Origin of the sequence: Actinophytocola sp. (genome assembly GCF_050699915.1) — a bacterium.
Taxonomy (GTDB): Bacteria; Actinomycetota; Actinomycetes; order Mycobacteriales; family Pseudonocardiaceae; genus Actinophytocola.
Genome location: NZ_JBOHGA010000093.1, coordinates 1 through 23,566, shown reverse-complemented (window position 1 = coordinate 23,566; position 23,566 = coordinate 1). Strand labels below are relative to the sequence as shown.

Below are 23,566 nucleotides of genomic sequence, written 5' to 3'. Positions count from 1 at the left end.
GTTCGCGGTGGTGCGGCACGGCCGGCTCGCGTCGGCGGGGGTGGCGCGCCGGGGCGTGGCGCCGATGCCGGTGGTGGACGCGCTCACCGCGTCGGCCGAGACGGTGCTGCCCGAGCCGGGTCCGCTGTACGGCGCGCCGGCGGAGGAGGTGGGTGTCGTGCTGCGCTGGCTGGATCGGCCGGGCACCCGGATGGTTCGATGCTCGCAGCCCTGGACGGAGCCGGCCATGGCGGCCGCGAGCTGGCGCGGCTGGCTCACCAGGGCGGACGGGGCGCTCAACCGGTTGGAGGCCGTGCGGACGTGAGCGGGAGTGACGAAGCGTTCGCCGTCTGGACTGACGCTCGCGCGCAGGCGCGCCAGCGCCGAGAACGGAGGAGGGAAGACGGCGAGTAGCGCAGGAGCGAAGCGAGCCATGAGCACCGTGAGCGGGAGTGACGGAGCGTTCTGCGAGGACAACTCCCGACCTCGCCGGCGACGGCAGCGCCAATAAGTTGCGTTCGGAGCCGGCTCGTCGCGAGTTGTCCTCGGTCTGGACTGACGCTCGCGCGCAGGCGCGCCAGCGCCGAGCACGGAGGAGGGAAGACGGCGAGTAGCGCAGGAACGGAGCGAACCATGAACACAGCCTTCGATGTGATCACCATCGGACGGGCGGGCGTGGACCTCTATCCCGAGCAGGTCGGGGTCGGGCTCGCCGACGTCACCTCGTTCGCCAAGTACCTCGGCGGAAGCGCGACCAACGTCGCCGTGGCGGCCGCCCGGCACGGGCACCGGACGGCGGTGATCACCCGGACCGGCGAGGATCCGTTCGGCGACTACGTGCACCGGGCGCTGCGCGAGTTCGGCGTGGACGACCGGTTCGTCTCCGGCGTGGCCGGGCTGCCGACGCCGATCACGTTCTGCGAGATCTTCCCGCCGGACGACTTCCCGCTCTACTTCTACCGCTACCCCAAGGCACCCGACCTGGTGATCAACACCGACGAGCTGGACCTGGCCGAGATCCGGGCCGCGCGGATCTTCTGGGCCACGGTCACCGGCCTGTCCGAGGAGCCGTCGCGGTCGGCGACGCTGGCCGCGCTCGCCGCCCGCCCGGCGGACGCGATCACCGTGCTCGACCTGGACTACCGGCCGATGTTCTGGTCCTCCCGCGACGAGGCCCGGCGCTGGGTCCAGGAGGCGCTGCCACACGTCACCGTGTCGATCGGCAACCTCGACGAGGTCGAGACCGCGGTCGGCGTCCGCGACCCGCGCGAGGCGGCGAAGGTTTTGCGGGACAAGGGAGTCTCGCTCGCGGTGGTGAAGCAGGGCCCGGCGGGCGTGCTGGCGGTGGACGGCGGCGGCGAGGTGTCGGCACCGCCGGTCCCGGTGGAGGTGGTGAACGGCCTCGGCGCGGGCGACGGCTTCGGCGGCGCGCTCTGCCACGGGCTGCTGTCCGGGTGGGACATCGAGCGGACGATGCGGTTCGCCAACACCGCCGGCGCGATCGTGGCCTCGCGCCTGTCCTGCTCGGCGGCGATGCCGACCACCGCCGAGGTGGAGGAGCTGATGTCGCGTGCGGGATAGCGACCTGCGGCTGCTCACCGAGACGCGGGCCACCGACCCCGGGCGGATCGGCGAGCTCGCCGCTGCGCGCAAGCGGCCCGACTCGCCGCTCGGCCCTTCGGGGCGAGCGCTGGTCATCGCCGCCGACCATCCGGCCCGCGGGTCCCTGCGGGCCGGCGCCGAGCCGATGGCCATGGCCGACCGGGCCGACCTGCTGCGCCGGCTGTGCCTGGCCCTGGAGCGGCCCGGGGTCACCGGCGTGCTCGGCACCGCCGACATCCTCGAGGACCTGCTGCTGCTCGGCGCGCTCGACGACCGCGCGGTGTTCGCCTCGATGAACCGCGGCGGGCTGGCCGGCGCCTCGTTCGAGCTCGACGACCGGTTCACCGGCTACGACGTCGACGCCATCGCCCGGTTCGGCTTCGAGGGCGGCAAGATGCTGCTGCGCGTCGGCCTCGACGACGACCGCACGGCGCCGACGCTCGAGGCGTGTGCGCGGGCGGTCAGCGGACTCGCCGACGCCGGCCTGGTAGCGATGGTCGAGCCGTTCCTGTCCCGCCGCGGCGAGGACGGCCGGCTGCGCAACGACCTGTCCGTCGCGGCGGCCACCACCGCGCTGACTGTCGCCGCCGCGCTGGGTCACACGTCGGCCTACACGTGGCTGAAGGTGCCGGTGATCGGCGACGGCGGCGAGGACATGGCCCGGGTACTGAGCGCGACGACCTTGCCGACACTCCTCCTGGGCGGTGAGGTGACCGCGGACCCGGAGGCCACGTTCACCAGCTGGGCACGGGCGCTGCGACTGCCCACGGTCCGCGGCCTGGTCGTGGGACGCTCCCTCCTGTACCCACCCGGCGGGGACGTCGTCGGGGCCGTCGACACCGCTGCGGGGTTGCTGTGAAGGACTTCTACCGACCGGCCGGCTCGATCTCCGACGACCGGCACCGGGTCATGGTCACGCCCGGCTCGGCGCACTGGCTGTACTCGGGGCTGCGCGTGGTCGCCCTCTCGGCGGAGGCACCGTACGAGGTGTTCACCGGCGTGTCGGAGATGCTGGTGCTGCCGCTGTCCGGCGGCGTCGTGGTGGTGGAGGTCGACGGCAAGACGTTCGAGCTGCTCGGCCGGCAGGACGTGTTCACCGGCGTGACGGACTTCGTGTACGTGCCGCGCGAGGCGTCGGCGGTGCTGATGTCGACCGACGGCGCCGTGGTCGCGCTGCCCTCGGCGGTGTGCCGGCACCGGCTGGCGGCCCGGTACGCGCCGGCCTCGGAGGTGCCAGTGGAGCTGCGCGGGGCCGGTCAGTGCAGCCGCCAGGTGAACAACTTCTGCACCCCGGAGTCGTTCCACACGGACAAGCTGATCGCCTGCGAGGTGCTCACGCCGGGCGGCAACTGGTCGTCCTACCCGCCGCACAAGCACGACGAGGCCACCGACACCGAGTGCGAGCTGGAGGAGATCTACTACTTCCAGATCGCCCGCGACGGTGTCGGCTACCAGCGCGCGTACGCCTACGAACCGCGCCCGATCGACGTCCTTGCCGAGGTCCGCACCGACGACGTGGTCCTGATCCCGCACGGCTGGCACGGCCCGTCGATCGCGGCGCCGGGCTACGACATGTACTACCTGAACGTCATGGCGGGCCCGGCGGACGCCCGCAGCTGGCAGATCACCGACGACCCGGCGCACACCTGGGTCCGCGAGACCTGGCAGCAGGAGAAGGTGGACCCGCGGCTGCCGTACTACCCGAAGTAGCCGCCGAAGATCAGCGCGGAGACCCGGGTGACCGTGGCGCGGCCGGCGTCGTAGCCGCCCTCGCCGTGCAGGTCGTTCATCACGGTCAACACGTACCGCTCGTCCTCGCCGACGAAGCCGACCGTGTTCATCACCCAGCCGCCGTCCTCCTCGGACCAGCCGTTCTTGTTGCCGGGGTGGGCCGCCGGGCCCGCGCCCCACACGCCCCACCGCTGGACCGGCGCGACCGTGCGCAGCTCCTTCACGAGGTAGGACCGCTCGCCGGCCGGCAGCTTGGTCAGCACGTAGGTCATCAGCCGGTCGAGGTCTAGCGGCGTGCACTTCTGGAAGCCCCAGTACGGGAAGTACTCCGTGTACCCCGACTCCGCGTGCAGCGAGGTCAGTCCGTAGCGGGGGAAGTTGTCGTTGAACGCCCGGTGGTCCGCGCCGGCGTACCGGTACCACAGCGTGTCCGCGGCGTCGTCGTCCGAGGTGCGCAGCATCGCGTGGATGAGCGCGCGGTCCTCGCCGGTCAGCGTGAGCGCGCCGGACCGCGAGCGGGTGAACAGGTCCACCACCATCGCCAGCTTGATCGTCGACGCCGTCCACGTCGGGTCGCCGGCGTGGGAGTTCTGCCACACCGCGCCCGTGCGCAGGTCGTGGACGACGATGCCCGTGGTGCCCGGCCGGTCCGAGACGTACTCGTCCGCGGCGGCGAACCGGTCCCGCAGGTCGCAGGGGAACCCGGTGCCCGAGCACTCGGCCGGCGGCGGCGCTTCCCGAGAGCCTGCCGCCGGGCTCACGTCGTCGCTCGAGGCACAGCCGCCGAGAACGGCCAGGGCCGCCGCGAGGAACGCGACGACCCTGGCCGAACGGCCGAACCTCATAGTTTCTTGGACGGGTCCTCCGGCGTGACCGAGGGGCCGGTCTCCGTCTCACCGGACTCCAGCTCGGCGTGGTGCCCGTGCTGGGCGGCCCGCGCCTTGGCCAGCGCCGCCGTCTCCTCCGCCGGGTCTGCCTTCAGCATCGAACCGGACACCGGCGCGCCCGCGGAGCCGAGCTTGTTCATCTTCTTCGGCACCGGCGCGCCCTGGTACTCCAGCGGGATCGGGTGACCGTGGTCGTCCACCGGCCCGAGCGGCTGGTGCACCTCGATGAACTCACCGTGCGGCAGGCGCTTGATGATGCCGGTCTCGACGCCGTGCTCGAGCACCAGCCGGTCGGAGCGCTGGAGGCCGAGGCACAGGCGGTAGGTGACCATGTACGCCAGCGGCGGCAGCACGAGCAGTCCGATGCGGCCGACCCACGTGGTGGCGTTCAGCGAGATGTCGAACTTGTCGGCCAGCACGTCGTTCGCGGCGGACAGCAGCGACACCATGAAGTACGTGATCGCCATGGCGCCGAGGCTGGTGCGCACCGGCACGTCCCGCGGCCGCTGCAGCAGGTTGTGGTGTGCGTAGTCCTTTGTGAACTTCCGCTCGAGCCACGGATAGACCGCCGCCAGCCCCGTCAGCATCGGCAGGCCGGCCATGAACGGGAAGAACGGCGCGGGAATCGTGTAGTTCCCGAGATAGACCTCCCACGCCGGCCACAGGCGGATCAGCCCGTCGGTCCAGCCCATGTACCAGTCGGGCACCGTGCCGGAGGAGATGTGCGCCGCGTTGTACGGACCGAAGTTCCAGATCGGGTTGATCTGGAACAGCCCGCCGAGCAGCGCCGTCACGCCGATGACCACCGCGGTGAACCCGCCGGCCTTGAGCGCGAACGTCGGCAGGATCCGCACGCCGACGACGTTGGTCTCCTTGCGCCGCACACCCGGGAACTGGGTGTGCTTCTGGTACCAGACCAGACCGACGTGGACGGCGATCAGCGCCAGCAGGATGCCGGGTATCAGCAGGATGTGCACGGTGTACAGCCGCGGCAGGATCTCCAGTCCGGGGAACTCGCTGCCGAAGATCAGCCAGTGCGTCCAGGTGCCGATGAGCGGGATCGACAGGATCAGGCCGGACATGATCCGCAGGCCGGCGCCGGAGAGCAGGTCGTCCGGCAGCGAGTAGCCGGCGAAGCCCTCGGTCGCGGCGAGCACGAAGATCAGCACGCCGATGACCCAGTTGACCTCACGCGGCCGGCGGAACGCACCGGTGAAGAACGTCCGGAACATGTGCACGACGATCGCGGACATGAACAGCAGCGCGGACCAGTGGTGCACCTGTCGGACGAACAGGCCGCCCCGCACGTCGAAGGAGATGAACAGCGTCGACTCGTAGGCCCGCGACATCTCCAGCCCGCGCAGGTTCACGAACGAGCCCTGGTAGGTGACCTCCTGCATCGAGGGGTCGAAGAACAGCGCCAGGTACGTGCCGGACAGCAGCAGCACGATGAAGCTGTACAGCGCGATCTCGCCCAGCAGGAAGGACCAGTGCGTCGGGAAGACCTTGTTGATCTGCCGGCGCAGGCCGCCCGCCGCGTGGTACCGGTCGTCGGCCCACTTCGCGGCGCCGCCGGCCGCGCGCATGGCCAGGTTGTCGGGCTTCGTCGGCGTCGTCAGACCACTCATGACTTCCGCTCCCAGTACGCGGGTCCCACTGGTTCGATGAAATCACCAGTGGCGATGAAATAGCCAGTCTCCTCGTCCACCGTGATCGGCAGCTGGGCGAGCTTGCGGGTGGCCGGGCCGAAGACCGGCTTCGCGTACTGCAGCGCGTCGAACTGGGACTGGTGGCACGGGCACAGGATGCGGTTGGTGCGCTGCTCGTACAGCGACGTCGGGCAGCCGAGGTGGCTGCAGATCTTCGTGTAGGCGTAGAAGTCGCCGTAGTTGAACTCTTCCTGGCCGGCGTGCTTGATCACCCGCTGGGCGTCCTCGGGCCGCAGGCGGATCAGCATCACCGGGTTGTCGGACCGCTTGAGCGCGTGGACCAGCGCCTCGTGGTCGCCCTCCTCCGACTCCCGGTATGGGAACACGGTCTCCATCGAGCCCGCGTCCAGGTCCTCGGGCCGGACCAGCATGACCTCGGAGGCGTCACCGGTGTCGCGACGCAGGAAGATCTTCTCCTCGTCGCCGGCGTGCGGCTTCCAGCCGGTGTGGAGCAGGCCCTCCTCGTTGTCCGACTGCGCGTGCGGGTTGCGCAGCAGGGCGCCGAGCGGGATGACTGTGAGCGCGAGGCCCAGCACGCCGCCGCCGAACGCCAGCGAGCGCTTGACCATCGACCGGCGGGCGATCGTGGTGCTGTGCCCGAAGTCGGCGAGCTGCGCGACCATCGTCTTCTTGTCCAGCTCGTTCGAGCCGCCGTCGTGCCGGTCCTGGACCGCGATCTCGTGCGGGATGAACCGCCGCGTGTAGGCCAGTACGCCGATGCCGATCGCGAGGATCGCCACCCCCAGAGTGAGGCCGAGGACCGGGGTGTACAGCGAGTAGAGGAAGTAGCCGTCCTCGCCCGGCTGCACGAACCTGGCCGGCCACCAGATGAACGCGACGACCGAGGCGAGCCCGGCCAGCCCGGCGAGGGTGAACCAGAACGCGACCGCGCGCTCGGCCCGCTTCTCCGCCCGGGTGCCCTTGACCGGCCACGGGTCCGGGTACTCGATGAGCTCGACGCCGTCGAGCTTCATGCCGAGCCGAGCCAGCTCGTCCCGGCTCATCCCGGCGAGCTCCTCGTCGCTCGGCCGCTCCGGGGTCTTGTCCTCACTCATTGCTTAGCCCCGATCCACAAGGTGATGCCGAGCAGCGCGGCGAGTCCCACGATGAACCCGATCAGCCCCTCGGACTGCGGACCGAGACCGCCGAGCGCGTTGCCACCGGGGTTGTTGTTCCCGTCCGTGACGGACTTGACGTAGGCGATGACGTCCTTCTTCTCCTCCGGGGAGAGCTGGCGCTCGGAGAAGCGCGGCATGCTCTCGGGGCCGGACAGCATGGCCGCGTACATCTCCTCCGCGGTCACGTTGTCGAGCGCCGGTGCGTTCTTACCGGAGGACAGCGCCCCACCGCGGCCGGTGAAGTTGTGGCAGGAGGCGCAGTTGAGCCGGAAGAGCTGGCCGCCGCGGGCGGGGTTGTCGCCCTCCAGCGCCGCGCCCCGCTCCTCGGGCAGCACCGGGCCGCCGCCGTTCGCCTGGATGAACGCGGAGACCTGGTCGACCTCCTCGGGCGAGAGCACCCGCGGCTTCTCCTCGGCCTGCGCGCCCTGCATCATCGCCGGCATCCGGCCGGTGGAGGTCTGGAAGAAGACCGCGGCCTCGCCGATCCCGACCAGGCTCGGCCCGCGGTCCTCGACACCCTCGAGGTTCCCGCCGTGACAGCTGATGCAGGTGTTGTTGTAGATCTGCTCGCCCTGCCGCACTACCGCCGGGTCCTCCTGGGCCTGCGCGGTCTGCGGCTCCGGGACGAGGAAGCTGTACAGCGTCCCGATCCCCAGCAGCGCGATAGCCAGCGCCAGCAGACCGGCCAGCCGGCGCTGGAACTTCGTGCGGGCCCTGCGTTTCTTGGTCATCTGTGCGGCAACCCCTGGTGTGTCAGTTCGGGTCTTGCAGCGGGCGCTCGGCCCGACGTCACTTCACGAAGTAGATCACGCTGAACAGGCCGATCCAGACGACGTCCACGAAGTGCCAGTAGTACGACACGACGATCGCCGAGGTGGCCTGGGCCGGGGTGAACTTGCTCATCCGGGTGCGCATGAGCAGGAACACGAACGCGATCAGCCCGCCGGTGACGTGCAGGCCGTGGAAGCCCGTGGTCAGGTAGAACACCGTCCCGTAGGCGGACGCTGGAATGGTCGTGCCCTCGGAGATCAGAGTCCGGTACTCGTTGGCCTGGCCGAGCACGAAGAGCGTGCCCATCACGAGCGTGATCGTGTACCAGCGCCGCAGCCCGAACACATCACCCCGCTCCGCCGCGAACACACCCATCTGACATGTGAGTGACGACGCGACGAGCACGATCGTGACAACGAGCGCGTACGGGATGTCGAGGTGGGTGGGCGGCGGGGGCCAGTGCTCGGATGGGTTCTGGGCCTTCACCGTGAAGAACATGGCGAAGAGGCCGGCGAAGAACATCAGCTCACTGGCCAGCCAGACGATGGTGCCGACGCTGACCATGTTGGGTCGGTTCAGCGAGTGCACGCGTTGGCTGATGGAGGGCGCTGCTGTCGTCACGCGGGCATTATTGCCTGCCCGTACGGTGCTGGACTGATCGGGTCCACGGCGCGTCGCGGTGCCCCGTGACCGCCCGACCGGCCAGGTGATAGCGGATCTTGGTCGGACGGATAGCATCGCCGCATACTGTGAGGACCTGGCCTTGTCCCGTTCGCCCGCCGGAGGACGTCAATCATGAGCTCGCCGCTGAAGATCCTGGTGTTCAGCCACCGGCCCGAGGTCCGGGAGACGATCATCACAGCGGTCGGCCGCCGGCCGGCCGCCGACCTCGGCCGCGTCGAGTACCACGAGGCCGCGACCATCGCCGAGGTGCTGATGGAGATGGACGCCGGCGCCGTCGACCTGGCGATCCTCGACGGCGAGTCCCAGCCGACCGGCGGCGTCGGACTGTGCCGCCAGCTCAAGAACGAGATCACCGCGTGCCCGCCGATCGTGGTCGCGATTCGGCGCAAGGACGACCGGTGGCTCGCCACCTGGTCCCAGGCCGACGCCGTGATCGTGCACCCGCTGGACCCGCTGGCCGCCGCCGAGACGGTCGCCGACGTGCTGCGGAACAAGCGCCTGCCCGTCCACCACGGTTGAGAGGCAGCTCATGGGTGAGCGGACCTGGCCGGCACTGCTGAACCGGCTCGTCGCCGGGAGCCACCTGAGCGCCGAGGACACGTCCTGGGCGATGAACGAGATCATGACCGGCAACGCCACGCCGTCCCAGATCGGCGGGTTCGCGGTCGCGTTGCGTGTCAAGGGCGAGACGCCGAGCGAGGTCGCCGGCATGGCCGAGACGATGCTCACCCACGCTCGCCGCGTGAGTATCGACACACCGGCCGCGGACGTCGTGGGCACCGGCGGCGACCAGGCCGGCACGGTGAACATCTCCACGATGAGCGCGATCGTCGTGGCCGCGGCCGGCGTCCCGGTCGTCAAGCACGGCAACCGCGCGGCGTCGTCGCAGTGCGGCGCCGCGGACGTGCTGCAGGAGCTGGGCGTGGCCATCGAGCTGCCCCCGGACGCGGTCGCGGAGTGCGTACGTGAGGTCGGCATCGGGTTCTGCTTCGCGCCGGCGTTCCATCCGGCGCTGCGCCACGCCGGGCCGACCCGCAAGGAGCTCGGCATCCCAACCACGTTCAACATCCTGGGCCCGCTGACCAACCCGGCCCAGCCGACGTCGGCCCTGGTGGGCTGCGCGAACGAACGCCTGGCGCCGGTCATGGCCGAGGTACTTGCCGCGCGCGGCTTCAGCGTCCTGGTGGTGCGCGGCGACGACGCGCTGGACGAGATCACCACGACCACCACGACGACGGCGTGGGTGGTCTCGGGCGGGACCGTGCGGGTGGACAAGATCGACCCGAAGGCGCTGTCCATCGCCGCGTCCGGCGCGCACGACCTCGCGGGCGGCGACGCCGCGAAGAACGCCGCGGTGCTGCGGTCGCTGGTCGCCGGCACGGCCGGCCCGGTGCGCGACACGGTGCTGGTGAACGCGGCCGGTGCGATCGCCGCCTTCCGCGGCCTGACCGAGGACCTGACGAGCGACCTGGCGGCCGGCATGGAGTCCGCGACCCAGGCGATCGACTCGGGCCGCGCGGGCGAGGTGCTGGCGACCTGGATCGACCGGTCGGTCGCCCTCCGGGACGCCGCGGTCGCGACGAGCTAGCTGAGCCGGCCCGCTCAGTCCGTCTCGTTGGGCCGCGTGTGGTACTCGAAGATGAGGCCGGCGACCGCCATCAGGACCAGCGCGAGGCCGATCACGAGCAGCCACACCTGCCAGAACGCGAGCGCGAGCGCGGCCACGCCGCCCGACGCGGCCAGCGCCACCGGCCAGTAGCTGCCGGCGCTGAAGAAGCCGATCTCGCCCGCGCCGTCGCTGATCTCCGCGTCCGGGTTGTCCTCGGGGCGGCGCTCCAGGCGACGGGCGACGAAGTGGAAGTACGAGCCGATGATCATCGACAGGCCGCCGGACAGGATCAGCCCGACCGTGCCGACCGGCTCCTGGGCCCAGATGCCGTAGATGATCGCGGAGAGGAAGAAGAACGACGTCGTGACGTCGAAGAGCCTGGCCTCGACCTTCATGCGGTCCTCACTCTCCCGACGGGGTTCGGGCCGTGCGGTCGGTGTCGAACGGCGAGGTCGTGTTGGCGGTCGGGTTGCACAGCACGCCGCAGTCCGAGTCCTCCTCGCCCAGCTGGGCCAGCGCCTCGGCCGCCGTGTACGGCTCGCCGGTCTCCTCGTTCGCCGAGCGGCGCAGGTCCATGTAGCGGTCGAACCGCTCGATGTTGAGCGCCCGGACCTCGAAGTTCATCCCCGAGTGGTAGGTCCCGCACAGCTCGGCACAGCGGCCGATGAACGAGCCCTCGCGGTCGATCGTGTTCTGGAACGTGTGGGACTGGTTGTTCTTCTCCGGGTACGGGAACACGTCCCGCTTGAAGTTGAACTCCGGCACGAAGAACGAGTGGATCACGTCGCGGGCACGGACGTCGTAGTGGATCGAGCTCTCCGTGGGCAGCACCAGCAGCGGGATCTCCGTCGAGCTGCCGACGGTCGTCACCAGCGGGCCCTCGGGCGTGCGCGGCGCGACCGGGGCGCCGTCGGCGTCGTGGTAGCCCTCGTACTCGAACTGCCAGTTCCACTGGAAGGCGAGCACGTTCACCCGCACGTCGACGTCCTCTTGCGACTCCTCGGCGAGGACGTAGTTCTGCGTGGTGATCGTGAAGTAGAAGAGCACCACCACGATGATCGACGGGATGCCCGTGTAGATCCACTCGAGGAAGTGGTTGTACTGGAACTGCCGGGGCAGCTTGTCGCCGCGCTTGCGGTGCGCGATGACCGGCCACAGGATCAGCGCCCACACCAGGACGCCGACGACCAGCGAGGCGATCACCGACCAGGTCCAGAAGTCGCGCATCCGGTCGGCCTGCGGCGTGACGCCCTCCGGCCAGCCGAACCGCAGCACGTCGCCGGCCGTGCAGCCGGAGACGGTGAGCGAGACCAGTGCGGCCAGGCTCGCCAGACCGGCCAGCCGAACGGCCGGTGTGCGCCGCTTGTTGCCCACTGAGCGCCCCTCCTCATGCTCCAAGATCTAGGCGGGGAGCCTAGCCGAGAGGCGCAGGCCACACCGCGTAGGGGCGGCCGTGTTCGCGCCAGCCATACTTGGTCCTCACGAGCACTCGACGCGAGAGGTTGTGCCGGAGACGTGTGCGGTCTGCTTGGCCTGGTCTGCCCTACCGAATCCGAAGCCAGCGCGAGCCGGGACGCGGTCGCGGCGGCCATGCGCTGCCAGCGCCACCGTGGCCCGGACGAGACGGGCACCTGGGCCGGCGACGAGGTGGTGTTCGGCTTCAACCGGCTGTCGATCATCGACGTCGACGACTCCCACCAGCCGCTGCACTGGAGCCCGGAGGGCGTGCAGGAGCGCTACACGCTGCTGTTCAATGGGGAGATCTACAACTACCTCGAGCTGCGCCAGGAGCTGATCGAGCAGCACGGCGCGACCATGCGCACGCACGGCGACGGTGAGGTCATCGTCGCGCTGTACCACTATCTCGGCCCGGCCGCGGTGTCGAAGCTGCGCGGGATGTTCGCGTTCCTCATCTGGGACTGGCGGCAGCGTGTTGTGTTCGGCGCGCGCGACCCGTTCGGCATCAAGCCGCTGTTCTACTCGGCCGGGCCGGGCGGGGTGGCGTTCTCCAGCGAGAAGAAGGCGCTGCTCGAGCTGGCGCCCCGGCTGCGGACCGGGGCGACGCTGGACCGCACCGCGCTGCAGCACTACCTGACGCTGCAGTACGTGCCGGAGCCGGAGTCGATGCACCGGGAGGTCCGCCGGATCGAGTCGGGCACCTCGTTCACGGTCTCCCCCGGCGGGGAGCTCACGACCGACCGGTACTTCTTCCACACGTTCCGGCCGACGCCCGTGCGCGGCAAGGACGCCCCGCAGCGGCTCTACGACGAGATCGCCGACGTCATGCGCGACTCGGTGGCCAAGCACATGCGCGCGGACGTGACGGTCGGCTCGTTCCTGTCCGGCGGCATCGACTCGACGGCCATCGCCGCGCTCGCCAAGCAGCACAACCCGAACCTGGTCACGTTCACCACCGGGTTCGAGCGCGAGGGCTACTCAGAGGTGGACGTGGCGGCGGAGTCCGCGGCCGCGATCGGCGTCAAGCACGTGGTCCGCACGGTCAGCGCCGAGGAGATGATGGAGACGCTGCCGCTGATCGTCTGGTACCTCGACGACCCGGTGGCGGACCCCGCGCTGGTGCCGCTGTGGTTCATCGCGCGAGAGGCGCGCCGGCACGTGAAGGTCGTGCTGTCGGGCGAGGGCGCGGACGAGCTGTTCGGCGGCTACACGATCTACCGGGAGCCGCTGTCGCTCGCGGCGTTCGAGAAGGTGCCGGGCGCGCTGCGGCGGGCGATGGGCTCGATCTCGACCAAGATCCCCGAGGGCACGCGCGGCAAGGACCTGCTCCGCCGCGGGGCGCTGGACCTGGAGCAGCGCTACTACGGCAACGCCCGCATCTTCCGCGACGACCAGCTGAGCACGGTGCTGCGCACGTTCGACGAGCGGGTCGGGCACATGGACGTGACGGCCGGCCCGTACCGCGAGTCGGCGGGCTGGGACCCGGTGACCCGTATGCAGCACGTGGACCTGTTCACCTGGCTGCGCGGCGACATCCTGGTCAAGGCCGACAAGGTCACCATGGCGAACTCGCTGGAGCTGCGGGTGCCGTTCCTGGACACGGAGGTGTTCAAGGTGGCGGCGAAGATCCCGCTGGACCAGAAGGTCACCAAGGAGACGACGAAGTACGCACTGCGTCAGGCGCTGCGCCAGATCGTGCCGGCGCACGTGCTCAACCGCCGCAAGCTGGGCTTCCCGGTGCCGATCCGGCTGTGGCTGCGCGAGGAGATGTACGACTGGGCCCGCCAGATCGTGCTGAAGTCCCAGACCGACGAGGAGATCGACAAGAACGCGGTGCTCAAGCTGTTGGAGGAGCACCGGGCGGGCACGCTGGACCACAGCCGGCGGATCTGGGCGCTGCTGGTCTTCATGCTGTGGCACGGCATCTTCATCGAGCGGCGCATCCAGCCACGGATCCCCGAGCCGCAGTACCCCGTGAAGCTCTAGCCCTGTCCACAGGCCCCCGCACCGTCGCCCGTTTCCGTCAGTGGGCGTCGGTATCGTGGATTTCGGGGGCCGGAGGCCAATGGTGATCTTGAAACTTCTGGGTTGACCCGCGGGGTTCGTCCGACTGTTCGCTCGGTGGAGGTCGGGGCCGGCCCCTCTTCGTCCTCGAGCTGGCGCGCTTGGCTCGGCTTCGTCTTCGTAGCTCGCGCCCTGGCTCGGCTTCGCCTTCGTGCTGGCGCATTCGGGCTCGGCTTCGCCTTCGTCGTGGAATCAGTTTCGCTGGAATCGCCAGGTCTTGCTGTCGAAGGCCACGCACACGCCCGGCGACAGCACGACCACCCGCAACGTGCCGTCGCGCTCGTCGTAGTCGATGCCCTCGGTCTCGAACTCGCCGTCGCACGCGCTCTCCAGCGGTAGCTGACCCAGCGCGGTCACCGCCGCGGACACGTCCTCGCCGCCCACCGGCGCCGCGAGATCCAGCTGCAGCAACGGCTTGGTGACGCCGAACAGGTCGCCGGCCGGATCGTTGGACGAGCACAGCAGCTGCGTCTCGGTCACGAAGTCGCAGCCCTGGATGTCTCGCGCGGGCCGGTCCAGGCGGATCGCCGACGCGTACGGCAGGTTCACCGCCGGGTCCTGGTGCACCGACCCCGGCATCGGGTGCACCAGCAGCCGGTCCGTCGTGCCCCACTCGCCGGCCACCAGCCAGCGGCCGTCCGGCGACACCGCTGCGAACGAGTTGTTGGTCGCCTCCCAGGACTCGAGCTCGTGGGTGTACTCCGCCCACGAGCCATCCGGCGCCTCGACGCGGAACAGCTTCACCCCGCGGTCGTCGCGCTGGTAGGGCTCGACGTAGTAACCGTGCCCCGCACCCGGGTCGCCCACGTGGTTCCAGCCGCGCGCGGCCACGTCCGCGGGGATGGTCGCGATGCCGGTGTACCGCACGGACGTCCCGCCGGGTCGCTCGACCACGGCCAGGCCCTGGCTCTCGTCGAGCGGCCGGGCCACGTCGGAGCCGACCGGCTGCCACGGTCCGGTGGCCGCCGACGCGATCCCGGCGAAGAACAGCAACAGCGCAGTGGCGACCGCGAGCGCACGCATGCACCCAGTGTTAGCAGCCGGTCACCGCGAGCGGTACCTACGGGAGGATGGGAGCGATCTCCTCGGCGGCCTCGGGGCCGTATGCGGCGCCGATGCGCAACAGCGCCTGCGCCTTGTCGAAGCTCCACTCCTGCGGGCCGACGGTCTCCAGCACCAGCACCGCGATGTAGGACCCGAGCTGCGCGGCGCGCTCCAGGCCGAGTCCCTTCTCGAGTCCCGAGAGCAGGCCCGCGCGGAACGCGTCGCCGACGCCCGTGGGGTCGGCCTTCACGGTCTCCGGCACGGCGCTGACGTTGATCTCGGTGCCGTCCCGGTGGACGATCTCGACGCCCTTCTCACCCAGCGTGGTGATCCGGGTGCCGACCCGGTCGAGCACCTCGCGCTCGGTCCAGCCGGTCTTGCGGCGCAGCAGCTCCCACTCGTAGTCGTTGCTGAACAGGTACTTCGCACCCTCGATGAACGCGCGGATCTGTGCCCCGTCCATCCGGGCCAGCTGCTGGGAGGGGTCCGCCGCGAACGTGTACCCGCGCTGGCGGCACTCGTCGGCGTGCCGCAGCATCGCGTCCGGGTCGTCCGGGCTGATCAGCACCAGGTCGAGACCGCCGAGCTGGTCCGCGACGGGCCGCAGCTCGATCAGCCGCGCCTCGGCCATCGCGCCGGCGTAGAACGAGGCGATCTGGCACATGTCGTCGTCGGTGGTGCACACGAACCGGGCGGTGTGCGCGGTCTCCGAGACCCGTACGCCGGCGCAGTTCACTCCGTGCCGCTCCAACCAGGACCGGTAGTCGGCGAAGTCGTCGCCGACCGAGCCGACCAGCACCGGAGAGGCACCGAGCACCCCCATGCCGAACGCGATGTTGGCGCCGATCCCGCCCCGGCGGACGACCAGGTCGTCGACGAGGAAGCTCAGGGAGATCCGGTGCAGCTGCTCCGCGACGAGCTGCTCGGCGAACCTGCCGGGAAAGTGCATGAGATGGTCGGTGGCGATGCTTCCGGAGACGGCTACGGGCACGAGGGCTTCCCCTGTCTGGTGGTCGTCAATTGGAGTGAACGGAAGACTTCGAGCCTACGGCATGCGTGGTCATCGCCGTACCAACCGTCACGACGTGCGCAAGAAAACGAGCCGCGACCGAGTGGTCGCGGCTCGCTCGAGAACCGATCAGTGGAACGAGTCGCCGCAGGCGCAGGAGCCGCCGGCGTTGGGGTTGTCGATCGTGAAGCCCTGCTTCTCGATGGTGTCGACGAAGTCGATGGTGGCGCCCTGGACGTACGGCGCGCTCATCCGGTCCACGGCCACCTTGAGGCCGTTGAAGTCACGGAACAGGTCGCCGTCGAGCGTGCGCTCGTCGAAGAACAGCTGGTAGCGCAGGCCGGCGCAGCCACCCGGCTGGACGGCGATGCGCAGGTGCATGTCGTCTCGACCTTCCTGGTCGAGCAGGGCCTTGGCCTTGACGGCGGCGGCGTCCGACAGCGCCACCCCGTGCGTGGCCGTCTCCGTGGTGTTCTCGGCGGTCGTCATGGTTCTCCCTCGACCCTTCGACTCCAACTACCTGTGGACAACCGGGATCGTCCGCGTTTTCTTCCCCTCCATCGTTGCATACGTCTCTGGAGCCGACGTGTTACCAGCGCCACTGCGCTACCGGCTCCACTGCGTCGAAACGTGTTTGGCCAGGTCGGTCAGGGTGCCCGCGGGGTCGGCGAGGGACGCCTCGGCGGAGCCGACGTGCTCGGCGACCGAGTAGGCGTGGTCGACGCCGGCCGCGGCCGCGCGCCGCCGTCCCACGCTCACCTGCCCGGCGAGCACCACACATGGCGTGCCCCGCTCGGCCGCCGCGCCGGCGACCCGGGTGACGAGCTTGCCGCGCAGCGACTGGAAGTCGAAACTGCCCTCCCCCGTGACCACCAGCTGGGCCTCGGCGAGCCCGGCGTCCAGCCCGGTCAACCGGCGCACGATGCCCGCGCCCGACTCGACCCGGGCGCCCAGCGCGACGAGCGCCGCACCGAGCCCGCCCGCGGCGCCGGCGCCCGGCTCGTCGCGGACGTCCCGGCCGGCGACCTCGGCGAGCAGGTCCGCCCAGCGGGTCAGCGACCGCTCCAGGCGGCGCACGGCGAGGTCGTCGGCGCCCTTCTGCGGGCCGAAGACGCGGGCGGCGCCGTCCTTGCCGAGCAGCGGGTTCTCCACGTCCGAAGCGGCCACCAGCGTGACGTCGCCGAGGTCGACCCGGCCCTCGACGCGCACCGCGTCGACGAGCGAGCCGCCACCGAGCGGGAGCGGCTCGCCGTCCGCCCCGACCGGCACGGCGCCCAGCTCGCGGAGCATGCCGGCGCCGCCGTCGGTGGTGGCCGACCCGCCCAGACCGACGACGATCGTGTGCACCTTCGCCTCGATCGCGTGGGCGATCAGCTCGCCGACGCCCGTGGTGTCGGCGGCCAGCGCGTCCCGCTCGCCCTTGGGCACCAGGGTGAGCCCGCAGGCCTGGGCGCATTCGACATAGGCGGTGCCCTCGTGCTCGAGCCAGACGGCGTCCACGGAGGACCCGAGCGGACCGGCCACGGAGCGGTGCCGCAGGTCCCCGCCGAGCGCGGCGTGCAGGACGTCGACGAAGCCGGGGCCGCCGTCGGCGAGCGGACACAGCGTGAGGTCGTCGTCGGGCGCGCCGCCCCGCCACCCGGCGGCGATGGCCTCCGCGGCCTCCGGCGCGGTCAACGTGCCGCCGAAGCAGTCAGGAGCGATCAGGACCCGCATGGTCAAAGAGTAGTTGTGCCTCCCTTACTCTTTGGTCTGTGAGGTTCCTTCGCCGCAAAGATGCAGAGTCCGTCGCCGAGCCCGAGACCGGCGAGGACGCCGTTGTGGAGGATGGCCCGCGGAAGTCGCACACCCCGGCCAAGGGCCGCCCGACTCCCAAGCGCCGCGACGCGGAGCAGCGCCGGCGCGGCCCGGTCGCGCCCCCGCCGCGCACCACGCGGGAGGCGATGCGGCGGGCCCGGGGCGACAAGGCGGAGCGCAAGGAGCTCGCGGCGAAGCGCCGGGAGATCCGGACGAAGCAGCGCGAACGCATGATGGCGGGCGACGAGCAGTACCTGATGCCCCGCGACCGCGGCCCGGTCAAGGCCTACATCCGGGACCTGGTCGACTCGCGGCGCAACCTGCTGGGCCTGTTCATGCCGCTCGCGGTCCTCATCTTCGTGGCGTTGCTGGTGCCCGACCCGCGCGTACAGAGCCTCACCACGCTGGCGTGCCTGCTGATGCTGGTGGCGATGGTCTTCGAGGGTGTGCTGTCCGGGATGCGGATCACGAAACTGGTCCGGGAGAAGTTCCCGAAGGAGCCGATCCGCGGGCTGTCGGTCGGCTGGTATGCCTTCATCCGGGCGTCGCAGATCCGCAAGCTGCGGGTTCCCAAGCCGCGGGTGCGCCCGGGCGACAAGATCTGAGTTGTCCACAACCCGCCCGTTCGTCCACAGTTCCGCGACCGACCCCGAACCTGGAGCAACTCCACGGATAGGTTTGGGGTCATGGAGTTTCGTCGTCTAGGCCGCAGTGGCCTGTCAGTCAGTGAGATCTCGTACGGCAACTGGATCACCCACGGCTCGCAGGTCGAGGAGGAACAGGCCGTCTCGTGCGTTCGCGCGGCGTTGGAGTCGGGAATCTCGACGTTCGACACGGCCGACGTGTACGCGAACACACGCGCGGAGTCGGTGCTGGGCCGAGCACTGGCCGGACAGCGCCGCGAGAGCCTGGAGATCTTCACCAAGGTCTTCTGGCCGACCGGTCCCGGCGGACCCAACGACCGAGGCCTTGGCCGCAAGCACATCATCGAGTCCGCGAACGCCTCGCTGCAGCGACTGCAGACGGACTACGTCGACCTGTACCAGGCACACCGGTTCGACGAGAGCGTGCCGCTGGAGGAGACGTTCCTGGCGTTCGCGGACCTCGTGCGGGCGGGCAAGGTGCTCTACGTCGGGGTGTCCGAGTGGAACGCCGACCAGATCGCTCGTGGTGCCGAGCTCGCCCGTGAGCTGAAGGTCCCGTTCATCTCCAACCAGCCGCAGTACTCGATGTTGTGGCGCGTCATCGAGGCCGAGGTGGTGCCGGCGAGCGAGCGCGCGGGCCTCAGCCAGATCGTCTGGTCGCCGATCGCGCAGGGCGTGCTCACCGGCAAGTACCTGCCCGGCCAGCCGGTGCCCGCCGGCTCCCGGGCCACCGACGAGTCCGGCAAGAACTTCATCAGCCGCCTCCTGCGCGACGAGGTGCTGGAGAAGGTCCAGCAGCTGAAGCCGATCGCGGAGGACGTCGGCCTCTCGATGGCGCAGCTGGCGGTCGCCTGGGTGCTACAGAACAAGAACGTCGCCTCGGCGATCATCGGCGCCACCCGGCCCGAGCAGGTGACGGAGAACGTCAAGGCCACGGGCGTGACCCTGGACCAGGAGATCCTCACCCGAATCGACAAGGCACTGGACGGGGTGGTCCAGACAGACCCGTCCTTCACCGGCTAGCGGAGGGCCCGGCCAGCATCAGGCACCTGGTGCTGGCCGGCCCACCCCAACGCCAGCCGGCCAAGCCAGCCGAATCACCCGCCGGGCGAAGCATGCCGACTGGCCGAACACGCTGTCCCGTCAAAGGACACCGCCTGACCATCCCGCGGCCAACCACACCGACAACCACTCCGGGTTAGGCCACCGTCGGCCGCGCGCGGCTGCGGCTGAGCCCACGCAGCGGTCCCTGCTGGACGTGACCGACCGCGAGGCGGCCGCGGAGGCGCTGGCGGCGGCTGGCCCGGCGGACGAGGACGGCTGGCGCGAGCTGTCGCTGGACGTGGAGACCGAGCGGGTCGGGCGACTCGGGTGTTGGCTCCGACTTCCCACGAGCGGTCGTGACGAGGTCGGTGTCAGGCGGGTGGGTGGAGGCTCATCGGGCCGTAGATCTCGTTCTCGCCGGCGAGGAGGGTTACCTCCTCGACGCCGTTCGCGCGCAGCTGCGACCACGCGGACCCGAGCCACTCCTCCGCCTCGGGCTGGTCGGCGAAGGTGGCCGACCCCGCCGGCCCGCTGCCGTAGCGCCACCAGTACTCCACGGCGCCACACGATACGGCCGCTGAAGATGACAGCCGCGGGAGATAGCGTGCCCGCGTGCGACGAACCCTGGTGCTCGGCGGCGCGCGGTCGGGCAAGTCCGCGCACGCGGAAGGCCTGCTCACCGACGCGCCGGCCACCTACGTCGCCACCGGGCGGGTCGACCCCGCCGACGCCGAGTGGACCGCGCGGATCGCCGCGCACGTCGAGCGGCGGCCGGCGGCTTGGCAGACCGTGGAGCTAGCCGATCCGGAAAAGCTCGGGCCATACCTGAGGACAGCCACGGGGCGGGTGATCGTCGACGACATCGGCACCTGGCTGACCACCCTGCTCGACGACACCGGCGCGTGGGAGGACGGCGTGTGGGAGAAAAAGACCGTTCGACGAGTTTGTGACGAGCTGGTCGACGGGGTCGGCGCGAGCCAGGCGGACATCGTGCTGGTCTCCGCTGAGGTCGGCCTCGGCGTCGTGCCCGCGACCCGTTCTGGCAGGCTCTTCCGCGATCAGCTGGGTGCGCTCAACGCGGCACTCGCCGACCGGTGCACCGACGTGGTGCTGCTGGTCGCCGGCATCCCGCTGCGACTGCGCTGACCTGGAGGCAACGGATGAGCGACCCGGTCCAGTTCGACACCGTCAGCCCGCCGGACGAGGCGTCCCGGCTGGCCGCGCTGGCCCGGCACGCCCGGCTCACCAAGCCGACCGGCTCGCTCGGCCGGCTCGAGGAGCTCGGCGCCTGGCTCGCGGCATGCCAGGGCCAGTCTCCGCCGAAACCGTTGCGCCGCCCCAGGATCGTGGTCTTCGCCGGCGACCACGGCGTGGCCGCGCGCGGCGTCTCCGCCTACCCGAGCGAGGTCACCGCGCAGATGGTGGCCAACTTCGCCGCCGGCGGCGCGGCCATCAACGTGCTCGCGGCAGCCGCCGGCGCCGACGTGCGGGTGGTCGACATGGCCGTCGACGCGGACACGCCCGAGGACGTCTCCGGCCACAAGGTCCGCCGCTCGTCCGCCGCCATCGACGCCGAGGACGCGCTGACCGAGGACGAGGTCGACGCCGCGCTCGCCGCCGGGAAGTCCATTGTGGACGAAGAGGTCGACGCGGGCGCGGACCTCCTGGTGGCCGGCGACATGGGCATCGGCAACACGACCGCCGCGGCCGTCCTCGTCGCCGCCCTCACCGGCACCGAGCCGGTGGCTGTCGTGGGCCGCGGCACCGGCATCGACGACCGGGCCTGGATGCGCAAGACCGCCGCCATCCGCGACGCGCTGCGCCGCGCCAAGCCGGTGACCGCCGACCCCGTGGCACTGCTGCGCACGGTCGCCGGCGCCGACATCGCCGCGATGGCGGGCTTCCTGGCGCAGGCCGCGGTTCGCCGCACGCCGGTGGTTCTCGACGGCGTGGTGAGCGGCGCCGCCGCCCTGGTCGCCGAGGAGCTGGCACCCGGCGCGCGCGGCTGGTGGGTGGCCGGCCACCGGTCGCCGGAGCCCGCGCACGCACTCGTGCTGGAGCAGCTGGACCTCGAACCGCTGCTGGACCTGCGGATGCGCCTCGGCGAGGGAACCGGCGCCGTGGCCGCGATCCCGCTGCTGACGATGGCGGCCGCGATCCTGTCCGACATGGCCACCTTCGCGGACGCGGGGATCACCAGCCCGGACAGCGAGCGATCGACCGGCATCGACACCGACGCCACCTGATGAACACGGAACCGGCCCGCCGCTGATGGGCGCCGCACTCCGGCTCGCCCTCTCCTGGCTCACCGTCGTCCCGGCCGGACAGCACCACGTCGACCGGGTCCTCGCCGGGCGGGCCATCGCGGTCGCACCGCTCATCGGGCTGCTGCTCGGACTGCCGGCCGCCGCCCTCGTCTCCCTGCTGGACCTGGCCGGCATGCCGGGCCTGCTGGCCGGGCTGGTGACCGTCGGACTGCTGGCCCTCGCCACCCGCGCGATGCACCTCGATGGCCTCGCCGACACCGCGGACGGGCTCGGCAGCTACGGCCCACCCGCGAAAGCGCTCGACATCATGCGTGCGGGCGGCGCCGGGCCGTTCGGCGTCGTCTCGCTCGTGGTCGTGCTCGGGGCGCAGGCGGCCGCCTTCGGTGCGCTCGCCGGCGAGCGGTGGTGGGCGATCGTGCTCGCGATCGTCGCCGGACGGGTCGCGTTCGCGGCGTGCTGCGTGCACGGCATCCCGGCCGCGCGGGCGGACGGGCTCGGCGCGCTCGTGGCCGGCACCCAGCACGTCGCGGTGCCGATCGCCTGGCTCGCCGGGCTGGTCGTGGCGGGCGTGGCCGTCGACCGCGACGAGCCGTGGCTCGGTCCGGTCGCCGTCGTCGTCGCTGCCCTGGCCGCCGTCGGCTTCGTGGCACACGTCCGCCGGCGCCTCGGCGGCATCACCGGCGACGTCCTCGGCGCGACATGCGAGGTGGCCACCACGATCGTGGCGGCCACCTGCACCATGGCTTAGTTCGACGACCTGCTCGACGGCCTAGCTCAGCGGAACCATCCAGCCGTGCGGATCCGGCGCCGTCCCGCGCTGGATCGCGGTCAGCGCCGCGCGCAGCCGCATCGACACCTCGCCCGACGCGCCGCCGTTGACCATGAACTCGCCGTCGGCGTGCTTCACCGAGCCGACCGGGGTGATCACGGCCGCCGTGCCGCACGCGAAGACCTCGGTCAGCTCGCCGGACTCGGCCTTCTTCTCCCACTCCTCGGTGGAGATGCGCCGCTCCTCGACGGCGTAGCCGAGCGACGACGCCAGCTCCAGGAGCGAGTCGCGCGTGATGCCGGCAAGCAGCGAGCCGGACAGCTCCGGCGTGACCACCCGCGCGTCCGCGCCCGAGCCGAAGACGAAGAACAGGTTCATCCCGCCCATCTCCTCGACCCACCGGCGCTCGACGGCGTCCAGCCACACCACCTGGTCACAGCCCTGCTCGGCGGCCTGCGCCTGCGCCACCAGCGACGCGGCGTAGTTGCCGGCGAACTTCGCCGCGCCGGTCCCGCCGGGCGCCGCGCGCACGTACTCGGTCGACAGCCACACGCTCACCGGCTTGACGCCGCTCGCGAAGTACGACCCGGCCGGCGAACCGATCAGCAGGTAGAGGTACTTCGACGCGGGCCGCACGCCGAGGCCGACCTCCGTGGAGATCATGAAGGGCCGCAGGTAGAGGGACTCCTCGTCCTCCTCGGGCACCCAGTGGCCGTCGACCGCCACGAGCTCGCGCAGCGAGCCGAGGAACAGCTCGTCCGGCAGCTCCGGCATGGCCAGCCGCTGTGCCGAGCGGCGGAAGCGCGCCGCGTTCTGCTCGGGCCGGAAGCTCGCGATCGTGCCGCTCGGCTGCCGGTAGGCCTTGAGGCCCTCGAAGATCGCCTGCCCGTAGTGCAGCACCATGGCCGCCGGGTCCAGTGTGATCGGCCGGTACGGCTCGATCCTCGCGTCGTGCCAGCCCTGCGTCCGGTCGTAGCGAATCGTCACCATGTGATCGGTGAAGTGCAGCCCGAACCCAGGATTGGCCAATACCTCCGCGATCCGCTCCGGGGTCGCCGGTGACGGATTGGGAGTCCTGGTGAATGTGGACGTCATGGGAGCACGTTAGCTGGCTCACCGCCGGACGGCGATGGCCCGAAGGGCGGCGGTGCACAGCAGGAGGACGGCGGCGCCGGCGAGCGCGACGGTGGGCGGCACGTAGAGGGCACCGAGCGCGGTCACCAGGCCGGCCGCGACCGCCAGCCGGAGCCGGGGAACGCCGGGTGCCCGCAGCCCGCGCAGCACCCCGAGGAGGGCGAACCCGCACCCGACCACGACGCCGACCACCAGCAGCCGCGAGATCGCGGTCGCGTCGGCCGCGGCCAGCACGTCCCGCAGGGG

Annotated in this window: 24 protein-coding genes and 2 pseudogenes; 12 read left to right on the top strand and 14 right to left on the bottom strand. The window is 71.0% G+C overall.

The annotated features are described in order from the left end of the window. The 4 genes and pseudogenes from ACRDSK_RS18085 to iolB all read left to right on the top strand — a co-directional run. Nucleotides 1-304: pseudogene (locus tag ACRDSK_RS18085) on the top strand (DEDD exonuclease domain-containing protein); the annotation flags it as partial. A 308-nt stretch (nucleotides 305-612) separates the two neighbouring features. Continuing rightward, nucleotides 613-1,560: a 5-dehydro-2-deoxygluconokinase gene (gene iolC / locus ACRDSK_RS18080; protein ID WP_431442224.1), complete on the top strand. Its 948-nt coding sequence runs from the start codon at nucleotides 613-615 to the stop codon at nucleotides 1,558-1,560. After that, nucleotides 1,550-2,440 (top strand): Cgl0159 family (beta/alpha)8-fold protein, encoded by an 891-nt coding sequence (locus ACRDSK_RS18075; RefSeq protein WP_431442223.1) that lies wholly within the window; start codon nucleotides 1,550-1,552, stop codon nucleotides 2,438-2,440. Before iolC ends, ACRDSK_RS18075 begins: the two co-directional genes overlap by 11 nt. Further along, complete coding sequence (gene iolB / locus ACRDSK_RS18070; protein WP_431442222.1) at nucleotides 2,437-3,291, top strand: 5-deoxy-glucuronate isomerase; 855 nt, start codon at nucleotides 2,437-2,439, stop codon at nucleotides 3,289-3,291. The genes ACRDSK_RS18075 and iolB overlap by 4 nt, the downstream gene beginning before the upstream one ends. Here the strand turns inward: iolB and ACRDSK_RS18065 are convergent. From ACRDSK_RS18065 to ctaE, 5 genes are read right to left on the bottom strand one after another with little or no spacing between them, the layout of a single operon-like run. Beyond that, entirely contained in the window at nucleotides 3,279-4,157 is an 879-nt protein-coding gene (locus ACRDSK_RS18065) for a tat pathway signal sequence (protein ID WP_431442221.1), read from the bottom strand. The two genes, iolB and ACRDSK_RS18065, sit on opposite strands and share 13 nt — an antisense overlap. Next, nucleotides 4,154-5,827 carry a cytochrome bc1 complex cytochrome b subunit gene (gene qcrB / locus ACRDSK_RS18060; RefSeq protein ID WP_431442220.1) on the bottom strand — a complete coding sequence of 558 codons (1,674 nt, stop codon included), beginning with the start codon at nucleotides 5,825-5,827 and terminating at the stop codon, nucleotides 4,154-4,156. Before qcrB ends, ACRDSK_RS18065 begins: the two co-directional genes overlap by 4 nt. Beyond that, on the bottom strand, nucleotides 5,824-6,963 hold the full coding sequence (gene qcrA / locus ACRDSK_RS18055) for a cytochrome bc1 complex Rieske iron-sulfur subunit (protein ID WP_431442219.1): 1,140 nt from the start codon (nucleotides 6,961-6,963) through the stop codon (nucleotides 5,824-5,826). Before qcrA ends, qcrB begins: the two co-directional genes overlap by 4 nt. Further along, nucleotides 6,960-7,757, bottom strand: coding sequence for a cytochrome bc1 complex diheme cytochrome c subunit (gene qcrC, locus ACRDSK_RS18050; RefSeq protein ID WP_431442218.1), 798 nt, complete (start codon nucleotides 7,755-7,757; stop codon nucleotides 6,960-6,962). Before qcrC ends, qcrA begins: the two co-directional genes overlap by 4 nt. 58 nt (nucleotides 7,758-7,815) lie before the next feature. Next, nucleotides 7,816-8,418 carry an aa3-type cytochrome oxidase subunit III gene (ctaE, locus tag ACRDSK_RS18045; protein WP_431442217.1) on the bottom strand — a complete coding sequence of 201 codons (603 nt, stop codon included), beginning with the start codon at nucleotides 8,416-8,418 and terminating at the stop codon, nucleotides 7,816-7,818. Nucleotides 8,419-8,592: 174 nt separating this feature from the next. Between ctaE and ACRDSK_RS18040 the strand changes: the two genes are divergently transcribed. Both ACRDSK_RS18040 and trpD read left to right on the top strand, forming a co-directional pair. Beyond that, entirely contained in the window at nucleotides 8,593-9,000 is a 408-nt protein-coding gene (locus ACRDSK_RS18040; RefSeq protein ID WP_431442216.1) for a hypothetical protein, read from the top strand. A 10-nt stretch (nucleotides 9,001-9,010) separates the two neighbouring features. Next, complete coding sequence (gene trpD / locus ACRDSK_RS18035) at nucleotides 9,011-10,069, top strand: anthranilate phosphoribosyltransferase (RefSeq protein WP_431442215.1); 1,059 nt, start codon at nucleotides 9,011-9,013, stop codon at nucleotides 10,067-10,069. A 14-nt stretch (nucleotides 10,070-10,083) separates the two neighbouring features. On the opposite strand, the gene ACRDSK_RS18030 is transcribed toward trpD, so the two are convergent. Together ACRDSK_RS18030 and ctaC are read right to left on the bottom strand one after the other, a co-directional pair. After that, the gene (locus tag ACRDSK_RS18030) at nucleotides 10,084-10,485 is read right to left on the bottom strand and encodes a cytochrome c oxidase subunit 4 (protein WP_431442214.1); all 402 of its coding nucleotides are present in this window, start codon (nucleotides 10,483-10,485) and stop codon (nucleotides 10,084-10,086) included. 7 nt (nucleotides 10,486-10,492) lie between these two features. Then, nucleotides 10,493-11,464, bottom strand: coding sequence for an aa3-type cytochrome oxidase subunit II (gene ctaC, locus ACRDSK_RS18025; protein ID WP_431442213.1), 972 nt, complete (start codon nucleotides 11,462-11,464; stop codon nucleotides 10,493-10,495). A gap of 141 nt (nucleotides 11,465-11,605) precedes the next feature. Here ctaC and asnB point away from each other — a divergent pair, with 141 nt between their 5' ends. Continuing rightward, complete coding sequence (gene asnB / locus ACRDSK_RS18020) at nucleotides 11,606-13,534, top strand: asparagine synthase (glutamine-hydrolyzing) (RefSeq protein ID WP_431442212.1); 1,929 nt, start codon at nucleotides 11,606-11,608, stop codon at nucleotides 13,532-13,534. 270 nt (nucleotides 13,535-13,804) lie between these two features. Here the strand turns inward: asnB and ACRDSK_RS18015 are convergent, their stop codons facing one another. The 4 genes from ACRDSK_RS18015 to ACRDSK_RS18000 form a co-directional block, all read right to left on the bottom strand. Further along, nucleotides 13,805-14,635, bottom strand: a complete 831-nt coding sequence (locus tag ACRDSK_RS18015; protein WP_431442211.1) for a hypothetical protein — start codon at nucleotides 14,633-14,635, stop codon at nucleotides 13,805-13,807. A 37-nt stretch (nucleotides 14,636-14,672) separates the two neighbouring features. Next, nucleotides 14,673-15,605, bottom strand: coding sequence for a carbohydrate kinase family protein (locus ACRDSK_RS18010; protein ID WP_431442225.1), 933 nt, complete (start codon nucleotides 15,603-15,605; stop codon nucleotides 14,673-14,675). A 189-nt stretch (nucleotides 15,606-15,794) separates the two neighbouring features. After that, a complete protein-coding gene (locus tag ACRDSK_RS18005; protein ID WP_431442210.1) occupies nucleotides 15,795-16,154 on the bottom strand; it encodes a HesB/IscA family protein in 360 nt (119 codons plus the stop codon). A 117-nt stretch (nucleotides 16,155-16,271) separates the two neighbouring features. Further along, entirely contained in the window at nucleotides 16,272-17,381 is a 1,110-nt protein-coding gene (locus ACRDSK_RS18000) for a glycerate kinase family protein (protein WP_431442209.1), read from the bottom strand. A gap of 38 nt (nucleotides 17,382-17,419) precedes the next feature. Between ACRDSK_RS18000 and ACRDSK_RS17995 the strand changes: the two genes are divergently transcribed. Both ACRDSK_RS17995 and ACRDSK_RS17990 read left to right on the top strand, forming a co-directional pair. After that, complete coding sequence (locus ACRDSK_RS17995) at nucleotides 17,420-18,067, top strand: DUF3043 domain-containing protein (protein WP_431442208.1); 648 nt, start codon at nucleotides 17,420-17,422, stop codon at nucleotides 18,065-18,067. 81 nt (nucleotides 18,068-18,148) lie between these two features. After that, a complete protein-coding gene (locus ACRDSK_RS17990; protein WP_431442207.1) occupies nucleotides 18,149-19,129 on the top strand; it encodes an aldo/keto reductase family protein in 981 nt (326 codons plus the stop codon). Between the two features lie 392 nt (nucleotides 19,130-19,521). Here ACRDSK_RS17990 and ACRDSK_RS17985 read toward each other — a convergent pair whose 3' ends face one another. Next, nucleotides 19,522-19,707 (bottom strand): hypothetical protein, encoded by a 186-nt coding sequence (locus ACRDSK_RS17985; RefSeq protein ID WP_431442206.1) that lies wholly within the window; start codon nucleotides 19,705-19,707, stop codon nucleotides 19,522-19,524. 55 nt (nucleotides 19,708-19,762) lie between these two features. Here ACRDSK_RS17985 and ACRDSK_RS17980 point away from each other — a divergent pair, with 55 nt between their 5' ends. From ACRDSK_RS17980 to ACRDSK_RS17970, 3 genes are read left to right on the top strand one after another with little or no spacing between them, the layout of a single operon-like run. Further along, nucleotides 19,763-20,296, top strand: a complete 534-nt coding sequence (locus ACRDSK_RS17980) for a bifunctional adenosylcobinamide kinase/adenosylcobinamide-phosphate guanylyltransferase (RefSeq protein ID WP_431442205.1) — start codon at nucleotides 19,763-19,765, stop codon at nucleotides 20,294-20,296. A gap of 14 nt (nucleotides 20,297-20,310) precedes the next feature. Further along, on the top strand, nucleotides 20,311-21,396 hold the full coding sequence (cobT, locus tag ACRDSK_RS17975) for a nicotinate-nucleotide--dimethylbenzimidazole phosphoribosyltransferase (protein WP_431442204.1): 1,086 nt from the start codon (nucleotides 20,311-20,313) through the stop codon (nucleotides 21,394-21,396). A gap of 25 nt (nucleotides 21,397-21,421) precedes the next feature. Continuing rightward, nucleotides 21,422-22,165, top strand: coding sequence for an adenosylcobinamide-GDP ribazoletransferase (locus tag ACRDSK_RS17970; RefSeq protein WP_431442203.1), 744 nt, complete (start codon nucleotides 21,422-21,424; stop codon nucleotides 22,163-22,165). A 21-nt stretch (nucleotides 22,166-22,186) separates the two neighbouring features. Here the strand turns inward: ACRDSK_RS17970 and ACRDSK_RS17965 are convergent, their stop codons facing one another. After that, nucleotides 22,187-23,281 (bottom strand): branched-chain amino acid aminotransferase, encoded by a 1,095-nt coding sequence (locus ACRDSK_RS17965; protein ID WP_431442202.1) that lies wholly within the window; start codon nucleotides 23,279-23,281, stop codon nucleotides 22,187-22,189. A gap of 18 nt (nucleotides 23,282-23,299) precedes the next feature. Further along, a pseudogene (locus ACRDSK_RS17960) lies at nucleotides 23,300-23,566 on the bottom strand (hypothetical protein); the annotation flags it as partial.